General features: G+C 36.6%; 17 protein-coding genes. 1 reads left to right on the top strand and 16 read right to left on the bottom strand.

What is annotated here, in order from left to right; genetic code table 11:
* Positions 1-2 precede the first annotated feature (2 nt).
* The 8 genes from nusA to MHB79_RS08175 form a co-directional block, all read right to left on the bottom strand.
* Positions 3-1,118, bottom strand: a complete 1,116-nt coding sequence (nusA, locus tag MHB79_RS08210; RefSeq protein ID WP_003211013.1) for a transcription termination factor NusA — start codon at positions 1,116-1,118, stop codon at positions 3-5.
* Positions 1,119-1,150: 32 nt separating this feature from the next.
* The gene (gene rimP, locus MHB79_RS08205) at positions 1,151-1,624 is read right to left on the bottom strand and encodes a ribosome maturation factor RimP (RefSeq protein WP_003211398.1); all 474 of its coding nucleotides are present in this window, start codon (positions 1,622-1,624) and stop codon (positions 1,151-1,153) included.
* Between the two features lie 657 nt (positions 1,625-2,281).
* Positions 2,282-3,085 carry a class I SAM-dependent methyltransferase gene (locus tag MHB79_RS08200; RefSeq protein ID WP_340990583.1) on the bottom strand — a complete coding sequence of 268 codons (804 nt, stop codon included), beginning with the start codon at positions 3,083-3,085 and terminating at the stop codon, positions 2,282-2,284.
* Between the two features lie 28 nt (positions 3,086-3,113).
* The gene (locus tag MHB79_RS08195; RefSeq protein ID WP_157733344.1) at positions 3,114-3,707 is read right to left on the bottom strand and encodes a CPBP family intramembrane glutamic endopeptidase; all 594 of its coding nucleotides are present in this window, start codon (positions 3,705-3,707) and stop codon (positions 3,114-3,116) included.
* An 82-nt stretch (positions 3,708-3,789) separates the two neighbouring features.
* On the bottom strand, positions 3,790-4,599 hold the full coding sequence (locus MHB79_RS08190; protein ID WP_050945016.1) for a SagB/ThcOx family dehydrogenase: 810 nt from the start codon (positions 4,597-4,599) through the stop codon (positions 3,790-3,792).
* Between the two features lie 24 nt (positions 4,600-4,623).
* Complete coding sequence (locus tag MHB79_RS08185) at positions 4,624-5,970, bottom strand: YcaO-like family protein (RefSeq protein ID WP_340989459.1); 1,347 nt, start codon at positions 5,968-5,970, stop codon at positions 4,624-4,626.
* A gap of 2 nt (positions 5,971-5,972) precedes the next feature.
* The gene (locus tag MHB79_RS08180) at positions 5,973-6,953 is read right to left on the bottom strand and encodes a TOMM precursor leader peptide-binding protein (RefSeq protein ID WP_340989458.1); all 981 of its coding nucleotides are present in this window, start codon (positions 6,951-6,953) and stop codon (positions 5,973-5,975) included.
* Positions 6,954-6,977: 24 nt separating this feature from the next.
* Entirely contained in the window at positions 6,978-7,676 is a 699-nt protein-coding gene (locus MHB79_RS08175) for a hypothetical protein (protein ID WP_340989457.1), read from the bottom strand.
* A 419-nt stretch (positions 7,677-8,095) separates the two neighbouring features.
* Between MHB79_RS08175 and MHB79_RS08170 the strand changes: the two genes are divergently transcribed.
* Positions 8,096-8,221, top strand: a complete 126-nt coding sequence (locus MHB79_RS08170; protein ID WP_003212531.1) for a plantazolicin family TOMM peptide — start codon at positions 8,096-8,098, stop codon at positions 8,219-8,221.
* 337 nt (positions 8,222-8,558) lie between these two features.
* On the opposite strand, the gene MHB79_RS08165 is transcribed toward MHB79_RS08170, so the two are convergent.
* From MHB79_RS08165 to MHB79_RS08130, 8 genes are all read right to left on the bottom strand, one after another.
* Positions 8,559-9,278 carry a pentapeptide repeat-containing protein gene (locus tag MHB79_RS08165; RefSeq protein WP_340989456.1) on the bottom strand — a complete coding sequence of 240 codons (720 nt, stop codon included), beginning with the start codon at positions 9,276-9,278 and terminating at the stop codon, positions 8,559-8,561.
* 144 nt (positions 9,279-9,422) lie between these two features.
* Positions 9,423-10,169 carry an ABC transporter permease gene (locus MHB79_RS08160; protein ID WP_340989455.1) on the bottom strand — a complete coding sequence of 249 codons (747 nt, stop codon included), beginning with the start codon at positions 10,167-10,169 and terminating at the stop codon, positions 9,423-9,425.
* Between the two features lie 262 nt (positions 10,170-10,431).
* On the bottom strand, positions 10,432-11,325 hold the full coding sequence (locus tag MHB79_RS08155; protein WP_003211121.1) for an ABC transporter ATP-binding protein: 894 nt from the start codon (positions 11,323-11,325) through the stop codon (positions 10,432-10,434).
* Between the two features lie 21 nt (positions 11,326-11,346).
* Positions 11,347-11,640, bottom strand: a complete 294-nt coding sequence (locus MHB79_RS08150) for a winged helix-turn-helix domain-containing protein (RefSeq protein WP_034619900.1) — start codon at positions 11,638-11,640, stop codon at positions 11,347-11,349.
* Positions 11,633-12,226: a hypothetical protein gene (locus MHB79_RS08145; RefSeq protein WP_340989454.1), complete on the bottom strand. Its 594-nt coding sequence runs from the start codon at positions 12,224-12,226 to the stop codon at positions 11,633-11,635. The genes MHB79_RS08150 and MHB79_RS08145 overlap by 8 nt, the downstream gene beginning before the upstream one ends.
* A gap of 236 nt (positions 12,227-12,462) precedes the next feature.
* Complete coding sequence (locus tag MHB79_RS08140) at positions 12,463-13,593, bottom strand: glycoside hydrolase 5 family protein (protein WP_340989453.1); 1,131 nt, start codon at positions 13,591-13,593, stop codon at positions 12,463-12,465.
* Positions 13,594-13,611: 18 nt separating this feature from the next.
* The gene (locus MHB79_RS08135; RefSeq protein WP_212045866.1) at positions 13,612-14,841 is read right to left on the bottom strand and encodes an endo-1,4-beta-xylanase; all 1,230 of its coding nucleotides are present in this window, start codon (positions 14,839-14,841) and stop codon (positions 13,612-13,614) included.
* Between the two features lie 83 nt (positions 14,842-14,924).
* Positions 14,925-17,030 carry a glycoside hydrolase family 48 protein gene (locus MHB79_RS08130; RefSeq protein ID WP_003210908.1) on the bottom strand — a complete coding sequence of 702 codons (2,106 nt, stop codon included), beginning with the start codon at positions 17,028-17,030 and terminating at the stop codon, positions 14,925-14,927.
* Between the last annotated feature and the right edge of the window lie 9 nt (positions 17,031-17,039).

Here is a 17,039-nt window from a genome sequence, read left to right as displayed (position 1 = left end):
TCTTATTCGTCAGATTCCTCAGCTACTGGTTCAGCCTCTAAGAAAAGAGATTCAGAGTCTTCAGTTCTTGGGAAAATACCGAGTTCCCTTGCATCTGTTTCGCTTTTAATGTCAATTTTCCAGCTAGTCAGCTTTGCTGCAAGACGAGCATTTTGACCTCTTTTACCAATGGCTAACGACAGCTGATAATCAGGGACAATGACTGTTGTCGCCTTATCTTCTTCATTCACAATAACATCAAGTACTTTTGATGGACTTAATGCATTGGCAACAAATTCAACTGGGTCATTAGACCAATGGACAATGTCAATTTTTTCGCCTTTTAGCTCGTTGACAATTGCTTGTACACGCTGGCCTTTTGGTCCAACACAAGAACCAACTGGGTCAACATCAGGATCATCCGTACGAACAGAGATTTTAGAACGGTCCCCAGCTTCTCTAGCAACCGATTTAAGCTCTACAGTACCATCATAAATTTCTGGCACTTCAATTTCAAATAAACGCTTTAAAAGACCTGGATGTGTTCTAGACACATAAATTTGTGGTCCTTTTGTTGTTTTTTCGACTTTTGTAATAAACACCTTAATGCGGTCATGTGGTTTGTAGTCCTCATTTGGCATTTGTTCGTTGACCGGAAGAAGGGCTTCGATTTTGCCAAGTGACACGTAAATGAATTTACTGTCAATTCGCTGAACGATTCCCGTCATAATGTCTTCCTCGCGATCGATAAACTCAGTGTAGATCACACCTCGCTCTGCTTCTCTCACTCGCTGCGTCACCACTTGTTTCGCAGTCTGAGCTGCAATGCGTCCGAAATCTTTTGGCGTGACTTCAATTTCAACGACGTCACCTACCATGTAATTCGGGTTCATATTGGCTGCATCATCTACAGAGATTTCAAGGCGAGAATCATACACTTCATCTACAACATCTTTTCTTGCAAATACGCGAATTGTTCCCGTTTCGCGGTTTAAATCAACACGAACATTTTGCGCTTGATTAAAGTTACGCTTATATGCAGAAATGAGTGCAGCTTCTATCGCTTCAATAATAATTTCTTTACTAATACCCTTCTCTTTCTCGAGAACAGTCAGGGCATCTAACAACTCACTACTCATTTTTATGGTTCCCCCTTATATCAATGAAAAGGTTAATTGAACGAAACTGCTAATCTTGCGTTAGCTATTTTTTCGTATGGAATATTGATCTCTTTCTTTCTTGTCTTGATCTTCACTGTCACTGTTGCAATCTCACCATCAAAGCTTGTAAGCTCACCTTCAAATGCTTTTTCACCATCAATTGGTTCATATGTTTTCATGAAAACATTTTTTCCAAGTGCTTTTTCAAAATCAGCTTTTTTCTTTAATGGGCGCTCCGCTCCAGGAGAGGACACTTCAAGAAAGTAGTTTTGGCTAATCGGATCTGCCTCATCAAGCTTTTCGCTCAAGGCTTCGCTCACTTTGGCACATTCTTCGATATCGACGCCTTTATCAGAGTCAATAAACACGCGAAGGAACCAGTTTTGACCCTCTTTGACAAATTCAACATCAACGAGTTCAAGCTGTAAGCCATCTAAAATTGGCTGTACCATTTCGCTTACGACATCCACTACTTTTTTGCTCATTCTCTTCCTCCTTGTGCTTTCGATAAACGCTCTTATCAATCATTCTGCATAAAAACCCTGCTTTATGTGAGCAGGGGGAGCAGAAAACGGATGAATAATGTCGAGACAAAAATTGCCTGTTCAATACAAAAGAGCGGGTTTCCCCACTCTTGTCTCGGTAATCGTTAGCATTTCCATAAAAACTATACCATATCCAATTTTTTTATGCAAATGAAGTTCTTCCTTATAACAGGTACTCGTAAATCGTTTACTTTAAACCAATCATACCTCTCTCTTCCTTTACTATATATGCCAATATGAACAGAACGGGCTGATGATAATCGCAGCTGTATACTATGGGCGAAGAACAGAACTCCCTATGAAAGATGATCTCCATCTGCACTAAATCATTTTTATGTCGAAAAAGCATTTTGTATTAAACAGAATGGTTGATATTTAATATAGAAGAAAAGAGTGTAAATGTTAAAGAAATAAGCAGGCTTCCATTTTAATCGCTTTGCCTTTGCTCCCTCATTTCAAAGAAAACCCTTCCAACTTGTTTCTAGCGAATAAAATTGAGAAAAAATTCACATCGAACTCCATGGAGAGTAGGCGGAATACTGTACTGATAACCTTAACATTACACATAAAGAAAGGACCATGTTTAGATGGAGTTATTTAGCCAGAATTTTTAATAAGCCACGCATGTAAAAGTACAGGTACTTTCTGCGTTGAACTGCTATATTTATCTGGAGCCTGTCTTAACGTTTGTTGTAAATTTCCATTTCCTATTAACGATAAAAATTCCATACTAAATGGGCTAAATCCTCCAATTATAGAAGTACCAATCTTATACATCATATCTTCTCTCGGTTTGGTAATATAGGTGAGTAACTGTTCAAACTCAGATAATGTCAACGAGGCATGATATTGATCATATATATACAGTTCTTCTTCTTTGCTCTGAACTGAACTCAATCCACTTTCTATACTATCTCGATTTAAATCAACAATATAAATCATAGATTCATTTGATAAATAAGGAAGTAACTGTTCTAATAATTCGATCGGATTTTCAAATAGCCCAAAACACAGATGTATTAAAATCACATCATAAATTTTAGCATGTGATGAAAAATTTTTTATATCTGTACAAATAAAATTGGCTTTTATATTTAATTTATTTGCACAATGTATGGCTTCTTCAGATGAATCAATCCCAGTCAAATCAGCTAGAGGTAATTGCTTAGATATATACTCAAGCATCTGACCTTGTCCACACCCTATATCTAAAATAGAAACAGGTGTTTTTTTGAATGTTAGTTGATAATAAGAAATGAAAGTTTCAGCTGATAGAAATCGAGTAAATGGTGTTTCTCTATTATCATAATTTGAACTTATTTTTCTTTTATCTGGATCCAAAAACCATGACTGAGCCAGAGCTCTTTTTACTTCAAGCTCTTTGATTTTTTCTTGTATCATCACAGGGTTTACCACCTTTATAAAAGCCTCACCAGTCAGTTTCAGATAATACGGGAGGTTTCGTTTTGAATTCCTTTACTTTGAGAGGGTGAAAAAAATGAATGAACAAATTATGAGAAATATGAAATGCTATCGCTGCTAAAATCCCAAATGCAAAATATGAAATAACTGTAATTAATGTAAAAAGAGACATATAAGCAGTTGACTTAGCACCGCCTAATGGTATATGCAGCAATATAAATCCTATCGAACTTACACAGATTGATATTGCAATAGATTCCCATAAATTCATTAATAAAGCCGGAAGAATAAAGCGCCAAATTACTTCTTCTGATAGAGCAGTCAATGGAAGAAAAACGATTGAATCAACATTGACAGCATATCTACCTTTAAATACAATCACTTTGTTTTTTATTTTCCATAGCACTGATGGTAAAAGTACTCCTAACAAAAAGAAAAATAAAATGCCAAATACATTTTTACTATTGGAGACTTCAACAAAGAGTTCTTGAGAAAGCGCCCCACAGCATATAGAAGCTCCGATAATGGTGAGTCCATCATAGCTCCTCTGAGGTGTGATATATGTTGTTAGCCTTCGATTGGCTGTTGATTTATCTCTCATGATTTTGACAACCATTTTAGAACTTAAGGGACCCAAAAAGTGAATGAGGATCCCTAAAGCTGCTATCATTGAAATCATTTATTTAAGTACCCGCAATCAATGTATAAATTGGGGCATCATCTACCCCATTAAATCCACCGATCAATTCCATCAACTCATCATCGATAAACCCTCCGAACGGTCGACTATTAATCTTCTGTGCAGTAGATAGCATGATCATATTTTGCATGACATGTCCTGCCTCCATAAAAACAAAGCGATAAGAACGATGTCCATACTTAAATCGAGAACGCCAAAAATTAGCTGAAATGACTATAGCAAATGCAAAATCTTGAACTGATTCTTCTTGTAACATTATTTTCTCAAATTCTTTTTCGGAGTAATCACCCATTTTAGTCAATCCTCTTCTATACGGATCGAAATGATAAACACCTTTGTCTAAAGTATCCACTTTATTGGCTACAATATATAGATCTAGAGGATAGAGCGCACCACCAGATGGTATAGGACGTCTAGGTCCTTCTTTACGCTCTACCAATCCATAACTCTTCTGTAAAACTGTTGAGAGTTGTTCTAATGAAACACTCCCCCCGCTAAAATAATCTGCACTTCTTCGTCCCTTAATGACATCGTCTAAAGATATATTAGTATTTAATGGTTTAGGTAGTGAAATTAATGGTAGGTCATCAAATCTTTTACTTGCATGTGTAGCAATCTTTTGCAAAGTTTGAGATCGAAGCAGTCCTGCAACACCAGGTGCGTCCCATGCCATTGAACCTCTATAGATTTTTGTTGCTTCAAACCAATTTTCAGAAGGATCATCAAACCGTAATGCTTCGTTTCCATACACAACATCAGCCAAATTAGTAGCATGTCTTTCAATACTATTCATATATTTAATCACCTTTCTACGATATTAAGGAAATGGATGCGGAATTGGATTCAGTTCTTCTAATTTAAAAGGTTTATCTACTAAACCTAATTGATAAGAATGTTTTAAAATTCGTTCTCCACCCAACATTCTACCTCTATATAGAACGTCAATCGGTTTATATCCAGGAATAATTGATTTTACGACATATGCACCAGCATCTTTTATATCAGGACTGGTTAAATCAAAAGTTGCTACATGATATCCTTGTTTTGATAAATGACTGACGAGACTAGTCCATAAGATGTCTGGAGAACCATCATCAAACGGTGTATAATCATTAACGTCCACTAATTTCTTACTCGCAGTTAAAAAATCAGCTTCTTTCACAATAGCTGTTCCAGCATAGAGTTTAATATGATCTTCAAAACTATTTATATCACGATGATAATCTACATCTACTAGCGCATTCCCTAATCGTTGTTCTGTTTTTACCCAAGTTCTTGTATACATTCCCTCTATTGCAGCTTTCTCACATGCTCTTTCAATTGAATGAGCAGAGGCAGCGCCAATAGCAAATGGAGCTAAATCTGTATGAGGATTTCTTATCACTGCCAAAATAGTAGGTACACCAGAAAAAACGGTCATGTCTACTAAATGCAAATCAAGAGATGTAGGTTTAATATATCGTTCATAGAAATGTTTTAATCTAGGTGAAGTATTAATATCGATCTGCGGTAAACTTAACTTATTGTACCAAGTAAGCATAAATGCATCTCTTTCAATTGTTTCAAATAAACCTGAGATTGCCGCTTCTTGATATGTAATACCACATGCTAGTCCATTACTAGTTGCATGACCAATATTTGGGTCTCCTGGCCACTCAGTATAGTTTGCAATATGAATTAATTGAGCAGGCGTCCAAACCTCTTCATTATTTTCAGTAATATGACCTTTTCTCCACCATAATTTTGTATCTTCATTCCATACATTATGAGGAAAATTCGGATCTTCATATTGGGTGACAGCATACATTTCCCACTTATCAAAGCCAATTACTGATTTGTTTTCATTGATTAAGTCCTTTTGTGTTCCAAAACAAACTACATCAGAGTTTAAAGGTAAATAAGCTGCACTATATCTTTCTACCGTTTCACCTATAGCTGCTAATCTGGCTGCTGCTGGATTAGCAGACCCTCCCCCATTATAAGAATTAGATGGTACTCCAAATAAAATATTGCTGTCTGTACCATGCGCTCCATATGAATGACCCCATATATCATCAACGTCTCTGAGTTTTCTATACTCTCTACGGACTATCCCAACATAAGGATCCGCCAATTGGTCAAGTATCTCCCATGACTCTTCTAATGTTGTCCATTTATTAACCATAATTAATTTTTCACCTCACCATGAAACCAAACTTGAGGAAAACCGGTATCTGCAGCTGGAGAACACTTAGGGCATCTTGGTACTCTATAAACACGATGATTATGAACAGATACTCCCTTATCATCTAAATTAATTGTTGTAAATCCACCTGGTGTTGCACTTGGTGCGTAATCTTTTAAAGTGAGCCATTCTAGAATTAAATTACTTGCAATCCCGATTTGAACTAAATTAATCGGCATATGATAAACCGGCTTCTTTTCAGGATTTACAGGTTTGATTTTCATTAAGTCTGAACGCAGTACTTCGTCAGAAAAGTTCGCTGATTTTCGAAGGTTATAACAATGTAAACAAGCTGATTGATGTGGTATGAAAAATGGACCTACCCAAGATGTCTGTCCATCATATGGCACAATGCTTAACCAAGGTATATGGTCTTCTAATGCTAGGTCATTTATTTCTTCCAAAATCGGATCTAAATGAGATTTACCAATAGCAACCCTGATATTTGGTTGCTTAGTTATTTCTCCCTTAAGCGCTACATGTAGCCCTGCCTCTTGCAAATGACGAATGAATTCTACAGCAACTGGATTGTGATCCTGCGCAATCACTTCAACTATCCCTGTTTTTAAACGATCTAGTATATCTTCAACCAATACTTGGCCACCGGCTCTTTCATAAGACAAAAGCGCAGTCAAATCAAAGTTCATATCAGTCTTAACACATATTCCATTCGCAACTAAAAATTCGAGGACATGTTTTAATTGATCACTCTCAATTTCAAAATTCTCCTCTAGCTCTTTAATTGAAACCCCATTATCTTTCGTGAGATGATTAGAAATTTCTTGAATAAATTCAATAATTCCTTCACCTTCAATTTTGGTGACAGTTTGCGCTTTTAAACCAATCAAACTGTCTTCTAATTTACCCAGCGTAACGTGTGGTGCTAATTTATATCTCGTGCTTTCTTGTTCTTTAACAAACATACATTATTCCTCCTTTAAGAATAACTAATTTGTATTTTTAAATAATTGTGCACTTGTTGGGGGATGACCAATTATTTGTTCTAGCGTTTTCGTAAATGGCTGTAATTGTTTTGAAGAAGAATATTCCTGAAATCCGCCTAACCATTCTAATACGTCTAAAGGCATATTATTTTGGGATAAAATTGTTATAACCTCTTCTTTACTTTTACAATATAATTCAATTTTCATGTCTAAATCCTTTTCAAAGATATCCTTAAGCCTACTCATATTTACTAACTCTGGCCCTGTTAAATCATATGCTTTTCCAGCGCGACTTCTAACATCTTTTTTAGGGATCAAACATGCCTTTATAACATCTATTGTATTAATCCAATTAACTCCCTCGGGAGAAAATGCAGTTATTAATTTTCCAGTAGCACCTGCCCATCCTCTATAAAGTTCTATATTGATATCAAGCGGTGAAGTCCTATAAAGTATACTATTCTGATAAATTTTCAATAATTCACTTTCAAGAGAACCTAGTTCATCCTCGACATTATGCCTTCTATTAGATAAAAGAATTGTTTCCGTTTGAAAATCAGTATTATTTATAAAAAATTCTTTGTCATAATTGACCGCTCCGCCCAAATCAATAACTTGAACAGGGTAGTCGTCATAATCAACTTTCATCTTCTCTAAATAGACTTTTATTGGTTCTCTAATACCGACATAATGAATACTCATAAACAGCACTTCCCTCTTTTCTCTTTCTTATCTCTCAGTTAGATAAAATGATTAAACTTTTAACAGAAATAGTAATCTTCTTTTTGAGTTCTTCATAACATAGTTAACCTCGACTTTTTTCATACATTTACTTAACTTAATATCTAAATACCCAAAATAATTGATCCAAATTAACATCATCCCTCAATTAAAAAATAACATCTAGACCATATAATGACTTTAAATACATAAAATTTTAATTATAGTATTATTTTCCATGGTCATATTAAACCACACTTTTTTGGTGTTATCAATGTACTTTTCAGAAAATATAAAACTTTCACACTTAATTATTGACAAATAAAGACTTATGAACCATCATATGTAATATATCAACTACATAATCTATGTTGATAAATTTTATTTAAGGAGGTTTAAAGATGACTAAAATTACAATTCCAACTGCTTTGTCTGCTAAGGTACATGGGGAAGGTCAACATTTATTTGAACCAATGGCTGCGCGCTGCACTTGCACAACAATCATCTCAAGTTCTTCAACTTTCTAATCAACTTTAGGTTTTTTCGTAATATATATGATTGAAAAAACCTCCCACACACTTAGCGAAGCAGATTAGTTAGGTGTGTGGTCATCTTTTATTTGGAAAAATAGAAATTTTCCACACTCCTTAACGAAAACCTTGCATTTAACTCGCTTTTGTAAAGCTCCCTCTTATAATTAAACTAATTCTTGTACTTCAATTTAAATTCTCAACACAACTATTTCTCTTACATATATTTGAATTTCAACCCAAAGACACGGTGATCATGATACTAATGGGGTAATCTAGAGATAGAGGATAAAACAAAAAAGGCTATTGAGATTTTTCTCAACAGCCTACTACATTAACTATCGATTACTTTCACACCGCTTAAATCAGCCCCTTCTCCTTCTAAGATATGATAGGTCATTTTATCCATTGTCGCTCCAATAAAATTTAATTTTTTAAACGTACATGATTTGAAATTAACATTTATTAATTTAGAATTCTCAAAAGAGATGTTTTTAAAATAACAATTTTCAAATGAAACATTTATTAAAGTTGATTCATCAATACGAACATTGGGTAAATGACAGCCATATAAAGATGAATTCGTTATCTCACAATGTTCAAAATGAGATTGAGTCAAATCACTCTTTTCAAAAGTTGATGTGGAAATTTTAGAATTGCTAACATTCATTTTTCTCAGATAACACCCATTAAATTCTGAATGGTTCATCACTTTTTGTACGATCAATAGCCCTTTAAAATCGCACAACTTATACTTAACATTTATAAAAGTCAACCAATCTAAATCAGCATTAACAAATATTTTTTTCACATGCTCTACTCGGTTATGATCATCAATATCTAATGTATTGACATCAATGCTTATTTCACCTGATTTCAGCTTTTCAATAAGCATATCCTGAACTTCTTCATCTTTTGTTCCAGCATTTTTCAGTTTTAATTTAACTTTTTCAAGCATCTCTAATAATTCTTTTTTCTTTTCTTCATATGTTTTGTCTTTTTTATATGGCCGAAAACAGCTTTCAACATATAATTCTAACTTTTCACTTAACATTGCCCCACTCCTTTTATATAAAAAGACGGCTTACAAGTATTGATTTTTCGGTCAACGTTCTAGAAATAGACTAATTGAAGTTTAGATAAATCATTGAAATTTAAGTTAGTTTATGTGCATAACATTCAGCTGAAATTTTATAGCCTAGCCTCTGGCTCTCTTTATATATTTTTTATAACCAACCAACGAAAGAATAAATCCTAACAGTGTATAACCTATAAGGACTACTGTTACTAAGATCAAATTCTCCCCCCCGGGTAGTGTTGATACTGATTGCACTAAGCCTTGATGTGCCCAATACTGTGGGAAGAGCATTCCAATTATTTTTAAATAACTAGGTAATTGATCAAATGGAGTCCATAAACCACAAGCAACCGCTGTCCCTAAAGCAATCATGTTCGTCATCACTAAACCTGTATTCTCAGTTTTAGCAAATGCGGCGATGGCTACTCCCCATGAAGTGACTTGCATTGATAATAGGACAACTACTAAGAAATACGAGCTGTATTGTGTGATTTCAATACCATATAAGTAAACACCCAAAATGGTTAACAACAAAACTTGAAATAAAATGATGACAAAGAACGGAACACACTTTCCAAGAAAAAAATTATACGGCTGTAAGGGAGTACTTGCCAGCCTTGCCACAATTCCTTTCTCTCGATCTTTTACAAAGCTAATTACAATTGAAATAATAACAAATGTGGAAAAAAACACACTCATTCCTGTAACCGATTGAGAAGCAACTAATGTTTTTTGTGCTTGTGAACTACCTGATGTAAATAATTCTATTAAAAGAATAATTGAAGCAACTGGCAACAAAATGGTCCAGAACAACAAAGATCGATCTTTCACTTGTTTTATGGATTCGATGCGGACTAATGGCCACATAAAAATCACTCCCGTTATATTAATTTAATTCGCTTTCTTATATCACTTTTAAAATAATCACATTTTTTAATTATTTTACCATTTATAGATGTATTTAATTATAATTAGTCAAATAATCTTAACTAACCTACTTATTATTTTAAATTGAAGGTTCACACAAGGTAATTCTGTTCGTTTGATGTATGCCTCTTAACTATGTCAATCACTCTTATAAGTTATATGAATTAAAATACGAGAGTGGTTTTCATTCATAAAGACATTTTTATTGGAATTGATCACGTAAATCTGTTCCTGTTAATTGAAAAAATACATCTTCGAGTCTAGGTCTGTACAAAGATAATTGTTGGGGAACCAATGATTCTTTTTTACTCAGTTTAGCCAAATCTTCTAAAGTTTCTAAGGGTTTTGTTGTTTTAACTAACACACCGCCTTGATAAGTTACAAAATCATACCCGAGACTAGTTAATGTTTTATTAGGAATCATAGAATCAAAAAAGACAGATGTTTCTGCATAACGATTCAAAAGTTCACCTATTTTTCCTTCTTCAACAATTTTTCCTTTATCAATGAAAGCCACATAATCACATAAACTCTCTATTTCCTCCATATAATGACTAACATAGATAATAGTTCTTCCCTCTTCCTTCAATTTGTTGATTATGTCAAAAATATAGCGTCTTGATTGAGGATCTACCCCCACTGTCGGTTCATCTAAAAGAATTAACTCAGGGGCGTGCATGAGAGCGCAGCCAATATTCAAACGGCGTTTCATTCCTCCTGAAAAATGTTCAACTATATCATTTGCTCTTTCCCACAACCCTACATCTTTTAGTGTTTTTTCTACTCTTTCATCTAATTTCTTCCCTTTTAAACCATAAATCTGTCCAAAAAACTCCATATTTACTTTAGCTGTTAATTTTTCCTCCAAGCTGATGTCTTGGGGGATGTAGCCTAGCGCACTTTTAGACTCACCAACATGCTCAACTTTGCCTTCATAAGATTTAATTATATGAGATATAATTTTCATTAAGGTTGATTTACCAGAGCCATTTGGACCTATTAATCCATAACAAACTCCTTCTGGAATCGTTAATGTAATACTTCTTAACGCTTGGGAAGCTCCGTATTTTTTACTGACGTTCTCTATTTTCAACATTCGGCACCCTTTCCTTTCATCTCATTTATTTTTTAAAATGGCTTCAATAACACTCAAATATTCTTTGTAAGCGTGCTCTCCTAAATCTGTTATACTAACTATTGTTTTTGGTTTTTTATCCACAAAGGTCTTTGTAATTAGCACATAGCCAGCTTCTTCTAATTTTTTTAAATGCGAGCCCAAATTCCCGTCTGTTACAGATAAAGAACCTTTTAAGAAGGTAAAATCACATGTTTCATAAATCATTAATAAACTCATAATCCCTAACCGGACTTTTGGATGGATTAAATCATTTAAACTATTGACATTACTCATTTCCTTGTCCTTTTCTTTTTAAAATCACACCAGTTAATAACAAACTTCCTCCACCAATAAAAGCAAAAATAATGTTCATTAAACTAGGAAATAATAAAAATGTAGTTACACCTAAAACACTTAACCAGAACCCCATAATAAAAATCTCTTTAGCTAGAACAATACCTAAAAGTAAATACATTATGGATACCAATAAAACAATATAAAAGGGTAAATTATCTACTGTATATGGTAATAAACCAACACATATTAAAAAAATAAAGATACCTAAAATGATTCCAAGGCCAAGCCATGTGTATTGCAATTGAGTTCTTAAAAACAAGGGCATTGGTATAATTTTCCTTTGTTTAAAATATGTAGTTAAAGTGATAACCCAGCCCACAATACCTAAAACAAGCCAAAAGACACCTATAGTTATTGGATTAGCAAAAAGTAAAGGTATTGAATACCCCATTATCCAAATAAGGCCCCAAATGATAAAATAAATACTTGTTTGTTTACAATACTCTGTTTTATAGTTTGTAATCGTCTTGATATGAGATAAATTCTCTAATATTTCTGAATTATTCGATTTTTCATTCGGCATAAATAAACTCCTCTTCCACAAAGAACTCTGTACTACAGAGTATAGAATTAAATTTCCATTTAGTCAAGTTATTGGAAATGTTTTTTACAAATTAAGATAAAAAATAAAAATAACCACCTCCTTTTTTATGGGGAACGAAATCTCATAAATACCTTCTGTCGCTTGATCCTTTCTGAAAACTTGGTTTAAGCAATATAAACTGCAAATGAAGTTCCTTATTCAGCAGGCATTCGCCATCAGTTCTTTTCGTTCATTCTTTTCGCATGTTCACTGATAAGGGCTGCCTCCCTGCTCCCTTTTATGATGCGGAAACCGTCATAATCGGGATAGAGCGAATCATCGTCTTGAATGCTTGTTAAAATCCAAAATTGACTACCAGCCCCTCCGAGCCGCTCAACCGCTGACAGCCAGCTTTGGTATACGTCAGGACGTGCTGATTGATTTTGATAGCCAAACTCTTCTAACACAACTGGTTTTCCGATTGACTTCCCGCGGATGATATGGTCTTCGATCCATTTCACTCCCCAAGCAGCAGACTTGTTCCAATGATCTGGGTACAGATGGTAGGTTCCATAATCGATATTAGAGAGAGCTGTCAAACGGTCCCAATCGACGCCTTCTCCGCCTCTGTAAAACCAATCTTCATGGCCTGGTATGCGAAAAAACCCTTCATCTCCTACTGCAACAAGATGGTGACGATCCAGCGATTTGATCCATGTACTCATTTCATCTGCCCATTTGACTAGTATATTACCCGTTGAATCTGACTGCACACGCGGCTCATTGGCTAGTTCCCAAGTCATAATAGCTGGATCGTCCTTATATTGAACACCTGTGTACGTATTCGTTCTTTCTAAAACATAACGCACATAATTTTTGTAAGCATGTTGAATACGAGGATCTGTATAAAAGGCATCATGTGATCCTGCATTGAACCACTTTACGTATTGATTCATCCCGCCAAAGTCATCCCAATTGTTCACTAGTAGGATGACAAGTTTTATTCCTTCCTGCCCCGCTTTATAAATCGCATAATCTAGTTTTTGAAAACCCGATTCTTCATAGACCCCTGGACTAGATTGTAAAACGGAGTTTTCTTGAGGGGCTCCGTCGTGAAATCCCCAAATACGTAAGACCTTTAAATTCATTGCTTTCATATCATCGAACACTGCATCTACCATCTTTTTAGATTTGTAATGGAAATAGTAATTATTTGTACCAGCAAAGTAAAATGGTTGATTGTTCAGCGTAAATTGTGTGCCAGACGTCTGTACATAAGCGGCGGCTTTAATCGTCAGTGAAAACCATCCGGCCCATATAGCGACCACAAGTATGAAGAAGGACACTCTTTGAGTCCACTTTTTCATTTACATTCTCCTCACAATCTATCCTTCTTCAGGTATGATCACATCTAGCCGAAGTGGTGTTTGTTCATTTGAATCAAGTTCAATTGTCTGCTGTTTCAACAGTTTACTTTCTTTACCGATTCGAATCTCATATGTCCCGTGAAATGCTCGACATGTCACATTGCCATTAGCATCTGTTATTTCAACTCTTTGTGTCGTCCACTCATTTAGAAGCTTTTCGTAACGTCTACCTGCTTCATTTAAAGACCAATCGTAATTCACGATGGCCGCATGCTCACCTCTCCAATGGGCACCTGCCCAAAATCCCCACATTAGCACTCCTTTTACGGCTGGATGACTAAATGCGACACGGTATAAAGCCTCTAGGTTATCCGCTCTTCTATTAGCGTCAGGGTGAACAGAGTCGTACTCTGTAACCCATATAGGAAGTCCAAGCTCAGCAAGCACATCGAGCCTCTCTTTTACAACGGCTGGATCGACCCGTTCTTCAAAATGTCCTTGTACACCAATCGCCTCAATAGGTGCGCCTAACTGACGAAGTTCATTGATATGTGCTTTATAAGCATGGTGCTCACCATATGAGATCACATTATAATCATTCACAAACAATCGTGCTTGAGGGTCAATTTTTTTCGTTTCTTCATACATCCATTTCCAAATATTTTTCCCGAAGCGGTCTTTAAAAAATGAACCATGCATCATTTCATTGTTTACATCCCAGTGACGGAATCTTCCTTTAAAGTGATTGCCCGCATGCTCAAGCCGGTTTTTCATGGCTTCATACACTTCGTGATTCGGTAGTGACCTCAGCCAGCTTGGATTGGCATCCTCTACCTCCCAAAATAAAGCGTGCCCCCTTACTGGAAGTTGATGTTTATCTGCAAAATTCAGCATCGCATCTGCTTTTTCGTAGGTGATTCTCCCTCTTTCCGGCTCATTTGCATACCATTTTGCCTCATTTTCAAAAACAGCCCAATTAAAATGCTTCACAAAAAAATCGGCATATTGTTGATTAAATAACACTTGGTCATTCATCGCTGAACCAAATGCGAATTCATGCCTGATTTGCTTAATCTCAACCTCTATACCTGCTATTGGCTTTTTATCGTGATTTGTGACGTTTATTTCAAGATCTCTTTGTCTATGCTCTGAGATTCGATCATTCGCCTCTTTTTTCCACATCAGATTGATCTGCTCATTTTCGCCCTTGTTTATTGATTGATGAAGAAAACTTCTTTCTTTGACCATGTAAAAACACCCTTATCTTCACTGTATTTATATTTCTTAAACAAACTGCCGGCTCAAGAAACCGGCAGCTTAAATTTCACCTGCTAGTTGATTAGACGATGATATTCTGCGTAGGCAGTGGCCATATCCACTTGTGACCAAAAACGGTGATAGGTGAAAACCGGTGCCCCATTCTCCCATTTGCCTGTTGCTTCATTAAATGAAGACTGATATTTACTCTCGAGTGAAGACCATGCTGGATCTTGTTTAATGTTTGGACGAAGATCAGCAAAACTCGTATAGACCCCATTACCTCCTCGCTGCGGATCAGAAGGAATAGTGCTTGATCCAGGAATCTGATTCCCTTGACCAAAGGTCCCGCTCCAACCATTTGGGAAATACACTTCTTTTTTAAAGAAGCGGTCATAGTCCTCTCTGTCTTCCTCTGTCACAATGCCCACGCCATCATTGTAATTCCACGCCACCTCAAGGAGCTGTGCGGCTGCATCTTTCGCTTTTACGCCAAGCGCTGTATAATCCCCTGTTTCTAGCTTAGTAGCAGCAGCAAAGAATGTTAAAGCCTTGACGAGACTCCCTAGTACGCCCGTATCCTGAGTTGGATCTTTTGTGACAGCTGTTAGGTTTGGATTTCCTGTTGCAGACTGGAATCCATTCCACGTGTCAGGCTGTCCGCTCCAAGCAATATTTCCAGGAAGCCAAAACTCGCCAGGTGCACTCGTTGTAGCAACAGCAGCATTTGTTCCTCCTAGAATTCTTTGTCCTTGGTCATCTAAGAAATACCCCTCTTCATCCGACACAGGACGGCTGCCGATAAAAATGTAATCTAATGCATAGTCGACCCATTTTGTGATACAAGATTTCGCCATTTGGACATTTTCAGAAGTTTTGTCTCCATCTTTCACAAAAATATAATAAAGCTCTGCTACGCGCTCCATCGGCCATGCCTGCATCCCAAACCAGTTATTAGAAGGTGGATCATGGTAAACAGGTGCATCCTCGTATGCCATATCGTAAAAAGTACTTCTTCCCGCCGGATATGCACTATAGTCTCCATTCCAGCTATTGGTTGCGCCTCCTGCTATCGCTCCCTCTTTTGATTGCAGCCATACATAAAATTCAAGCTGCCTTTTTAATGTTTTTTCCCAATCGCTTGCACCGGTAGCGGAAGATGGCTTTAAACCACCTTTGTCTGAGGACAAAGCATAAGCGGCGACAGGGTTTTGATACCCTTGGTGGCAGTGGCTCGCTCCGATACGCCATGACCAGTTTGCATAGTCGCCAAGTCCTCCGCCCCAAGAGGTATACCACGCCATTAAGTAATGACAGGCACCCTTTCCGTTTCCAGGGTACGGATTCCCTTGCTTGCCGCTTCCAATCGTTTGAAAATACTTATCGTACATACCGTAACGGAGAAAATCACCCATTTTTTTTGCTTTATCAAGATAGGTTGAATTATTGTAGCCGAGTTCCTTTGCCCAATACATCGCTTGTATTGCACGCGCATCAGCATCCGTCGCATTGGTATAGCGCCACTGAGCAGCTGGTGCTTGGTTTTCTTTTGTGAACAAGCTCATAAAGCCTTCATTTGGCTTCCCAAAAGATTGATCATCTTGTGATGGATGTGGGATCGCCTCCCATACAGATTCCTGCGGCCCACGTTGGAACGTGTTCACATATGCGGCTGTATGTGATGGATTGAGTAAGTTCCCATATTTATACCAGTTATCGACATCAAGCAGCCAGTGCATTAAATACGTTTCATTCGTTCCATAGGTTGATTTCAATTCACCATCAATCGGATCTTGACCAGCAGGACGAGCTCCGCTCAGCTGACTAGGATATTGATCTGGATATGGTTTTTCCGCTGCGTATGTGGCTGGGCTAGAAGGATTGTAGGCGCTCATATGCGGCTGCTCATCATTTCCATCTTCATTTACTGGGATGATGTACTTCTCCATATTGTCCCAGGCTGCCTCTAATTTGCTCCAATCCCCTGTGTAATGTCCGTACAACACCTCTAGCCACAGCCAATAGCTATACGCTTCTGACGTTGTCATATGCCCATAATCAGGCGCTTCGCAAATAAGCGTCTCAATTGAATGATACGGAATTCCTTCTGATGAAAAATATCCATTCCCATCACTTTTAATTTGATGATAAAGCGTTAAAAACCGTTCTTTGTTTGACAAATCCTTCAC

Source organism: Bacillus sp. FSL M7-0558, from assembly GCF_038003245.1.
GTDB classification, from domain to species: Bacteria; Bacillota; Bacilli; order Bacillales; family Bacillaceae; genus Bacillus; species Bacillus pumilus.
The sequence above is the reverse complement of the archived record's forward strand: the minus strand, read 5'-3'. Positions and strand labels throughout refer to the sequence as shown.

What these genes read in the sequence shown, in the direction of transcription:
- nusA (WP_003211013.1), bottom strand. Translation starts at nt 1,118, where the DNA reads ATGAGTAGTGAGTTGTTAGATGCCCTGACTGTTCTCGAGAAAGAGAAG.
- rimP (WP_003211398.1), bottom strand. Translation starts at nt 1,624, where the DNA reads ATGAGCAAAAAAGTAGTGGATGTCGTAAGCGAAATGGTACAGCCAATT.
- MHB79_RS08200 (WP_340990583.1), bottom strand. Translation starts at nt 3,085, where the DNA reads ATGATACAAGAAAAAATCAAAGAGCTTGAAGTAAAAAGAGCTCTGGCT.
- MHB79_RS08195 (WP_157733344.1), bottom strand. Translation starts at nt 3,707, where the DNA reads ATGAGAGATAAATCAACAGCCAATCGAAGGCTAACAACATATATCACA.
- MHB79_RS08190 (WP_050945016.1), bottom strand. Translation starts at nt 4,599, where the DNA reads ATGAATAGTATTGAAAGACATGCTACTAATTTGGCTGATGTTGTGTAT.
- MHB79_RS08185 (WP_340989459.1), bottom strand. Translation starts at nt 5,970, where the DNA reads ATGGTTAATAAATGGACAACATTAGAAGAGTCATGGGAGATACTTGAC.
- MHB79_RS08180 (WP_340989458.1), bottom strand. Translation starts at nt 6,953, where the DNA reads ATGTTTGTTAAAGAACAAGAAAGCACGAGATATAAATTAGCACCACAC.
- MHB79_RS08175 (WP_340989457.1), bottom strand. Translation starts at nt 7,676, where the DNA reads ATGAGTATTCATTATGTCGGTATTAGAGAACCAATAAAAGTCTATTTA.
- MHB79_RS08170 (WP_003212531.1), top strand. Translation starts at nt 8,096, where the DNA reads ATGACTAAAATTACAATTCCAACTGCTTTGTCTGCTAAGGTACATGGG.
- MHB79_RS08165 (WP_340989456.1), bottom strand. Translation starts at nt 9,278, where the DNA reads ATGTTAAGTGAAAAGTTAGAATTATATGTTGAAAGCTGTTTTCGGCCA.
- MHB79_RS08160 (WP_340989455.1), bottom strand. Translation starts at nt 10,169, where the DNA reads ATGTGGCCATTAGTCCGCATCGAATCCATAAAACAAGTGAAAGATCGA.
- MHB79_RS08155 (WP_003211121.1), bottom strand. Translation starts at nt 11,325, where the DNA reads ATGTTGAAAATAGAGAACGTCAGTAAAAAATACGGAGCTTCCCAAGCG.
- MHB79_RS08150 (WP_034619900.1), bottom strand. Translation starts at nt 11,640, where the DNA reads ATGAGTAATGTCAATAGTTTAAATGATTTAATCCATCCAAAAGTCCGG.
- MHB79_RS08145 (WP_340989454.1), bottom strand. Translation starts at nt 12,226, where the DNA reads ATGCCGAATGAAAAATCGAATAATTCAGAAATATTAGAGAATTTATCT.
- MHB79_RS08140 (WP_340989453.1), bottom strand. Translation starts at nt 13,593, where the DNA reads ATGAAAAAGTGGACTCAAAGAGTGTCCTTCTTCATACTTGTGGTCGCT.
- MHB79_RS08135 (WP_212045866.1), bottom strand. Translation starts at nt 14,841, where the DNA reads ATGGTCAAAGAAAGAAGTTTTCTTCATCAATCAATAAACAAGGGCGAA.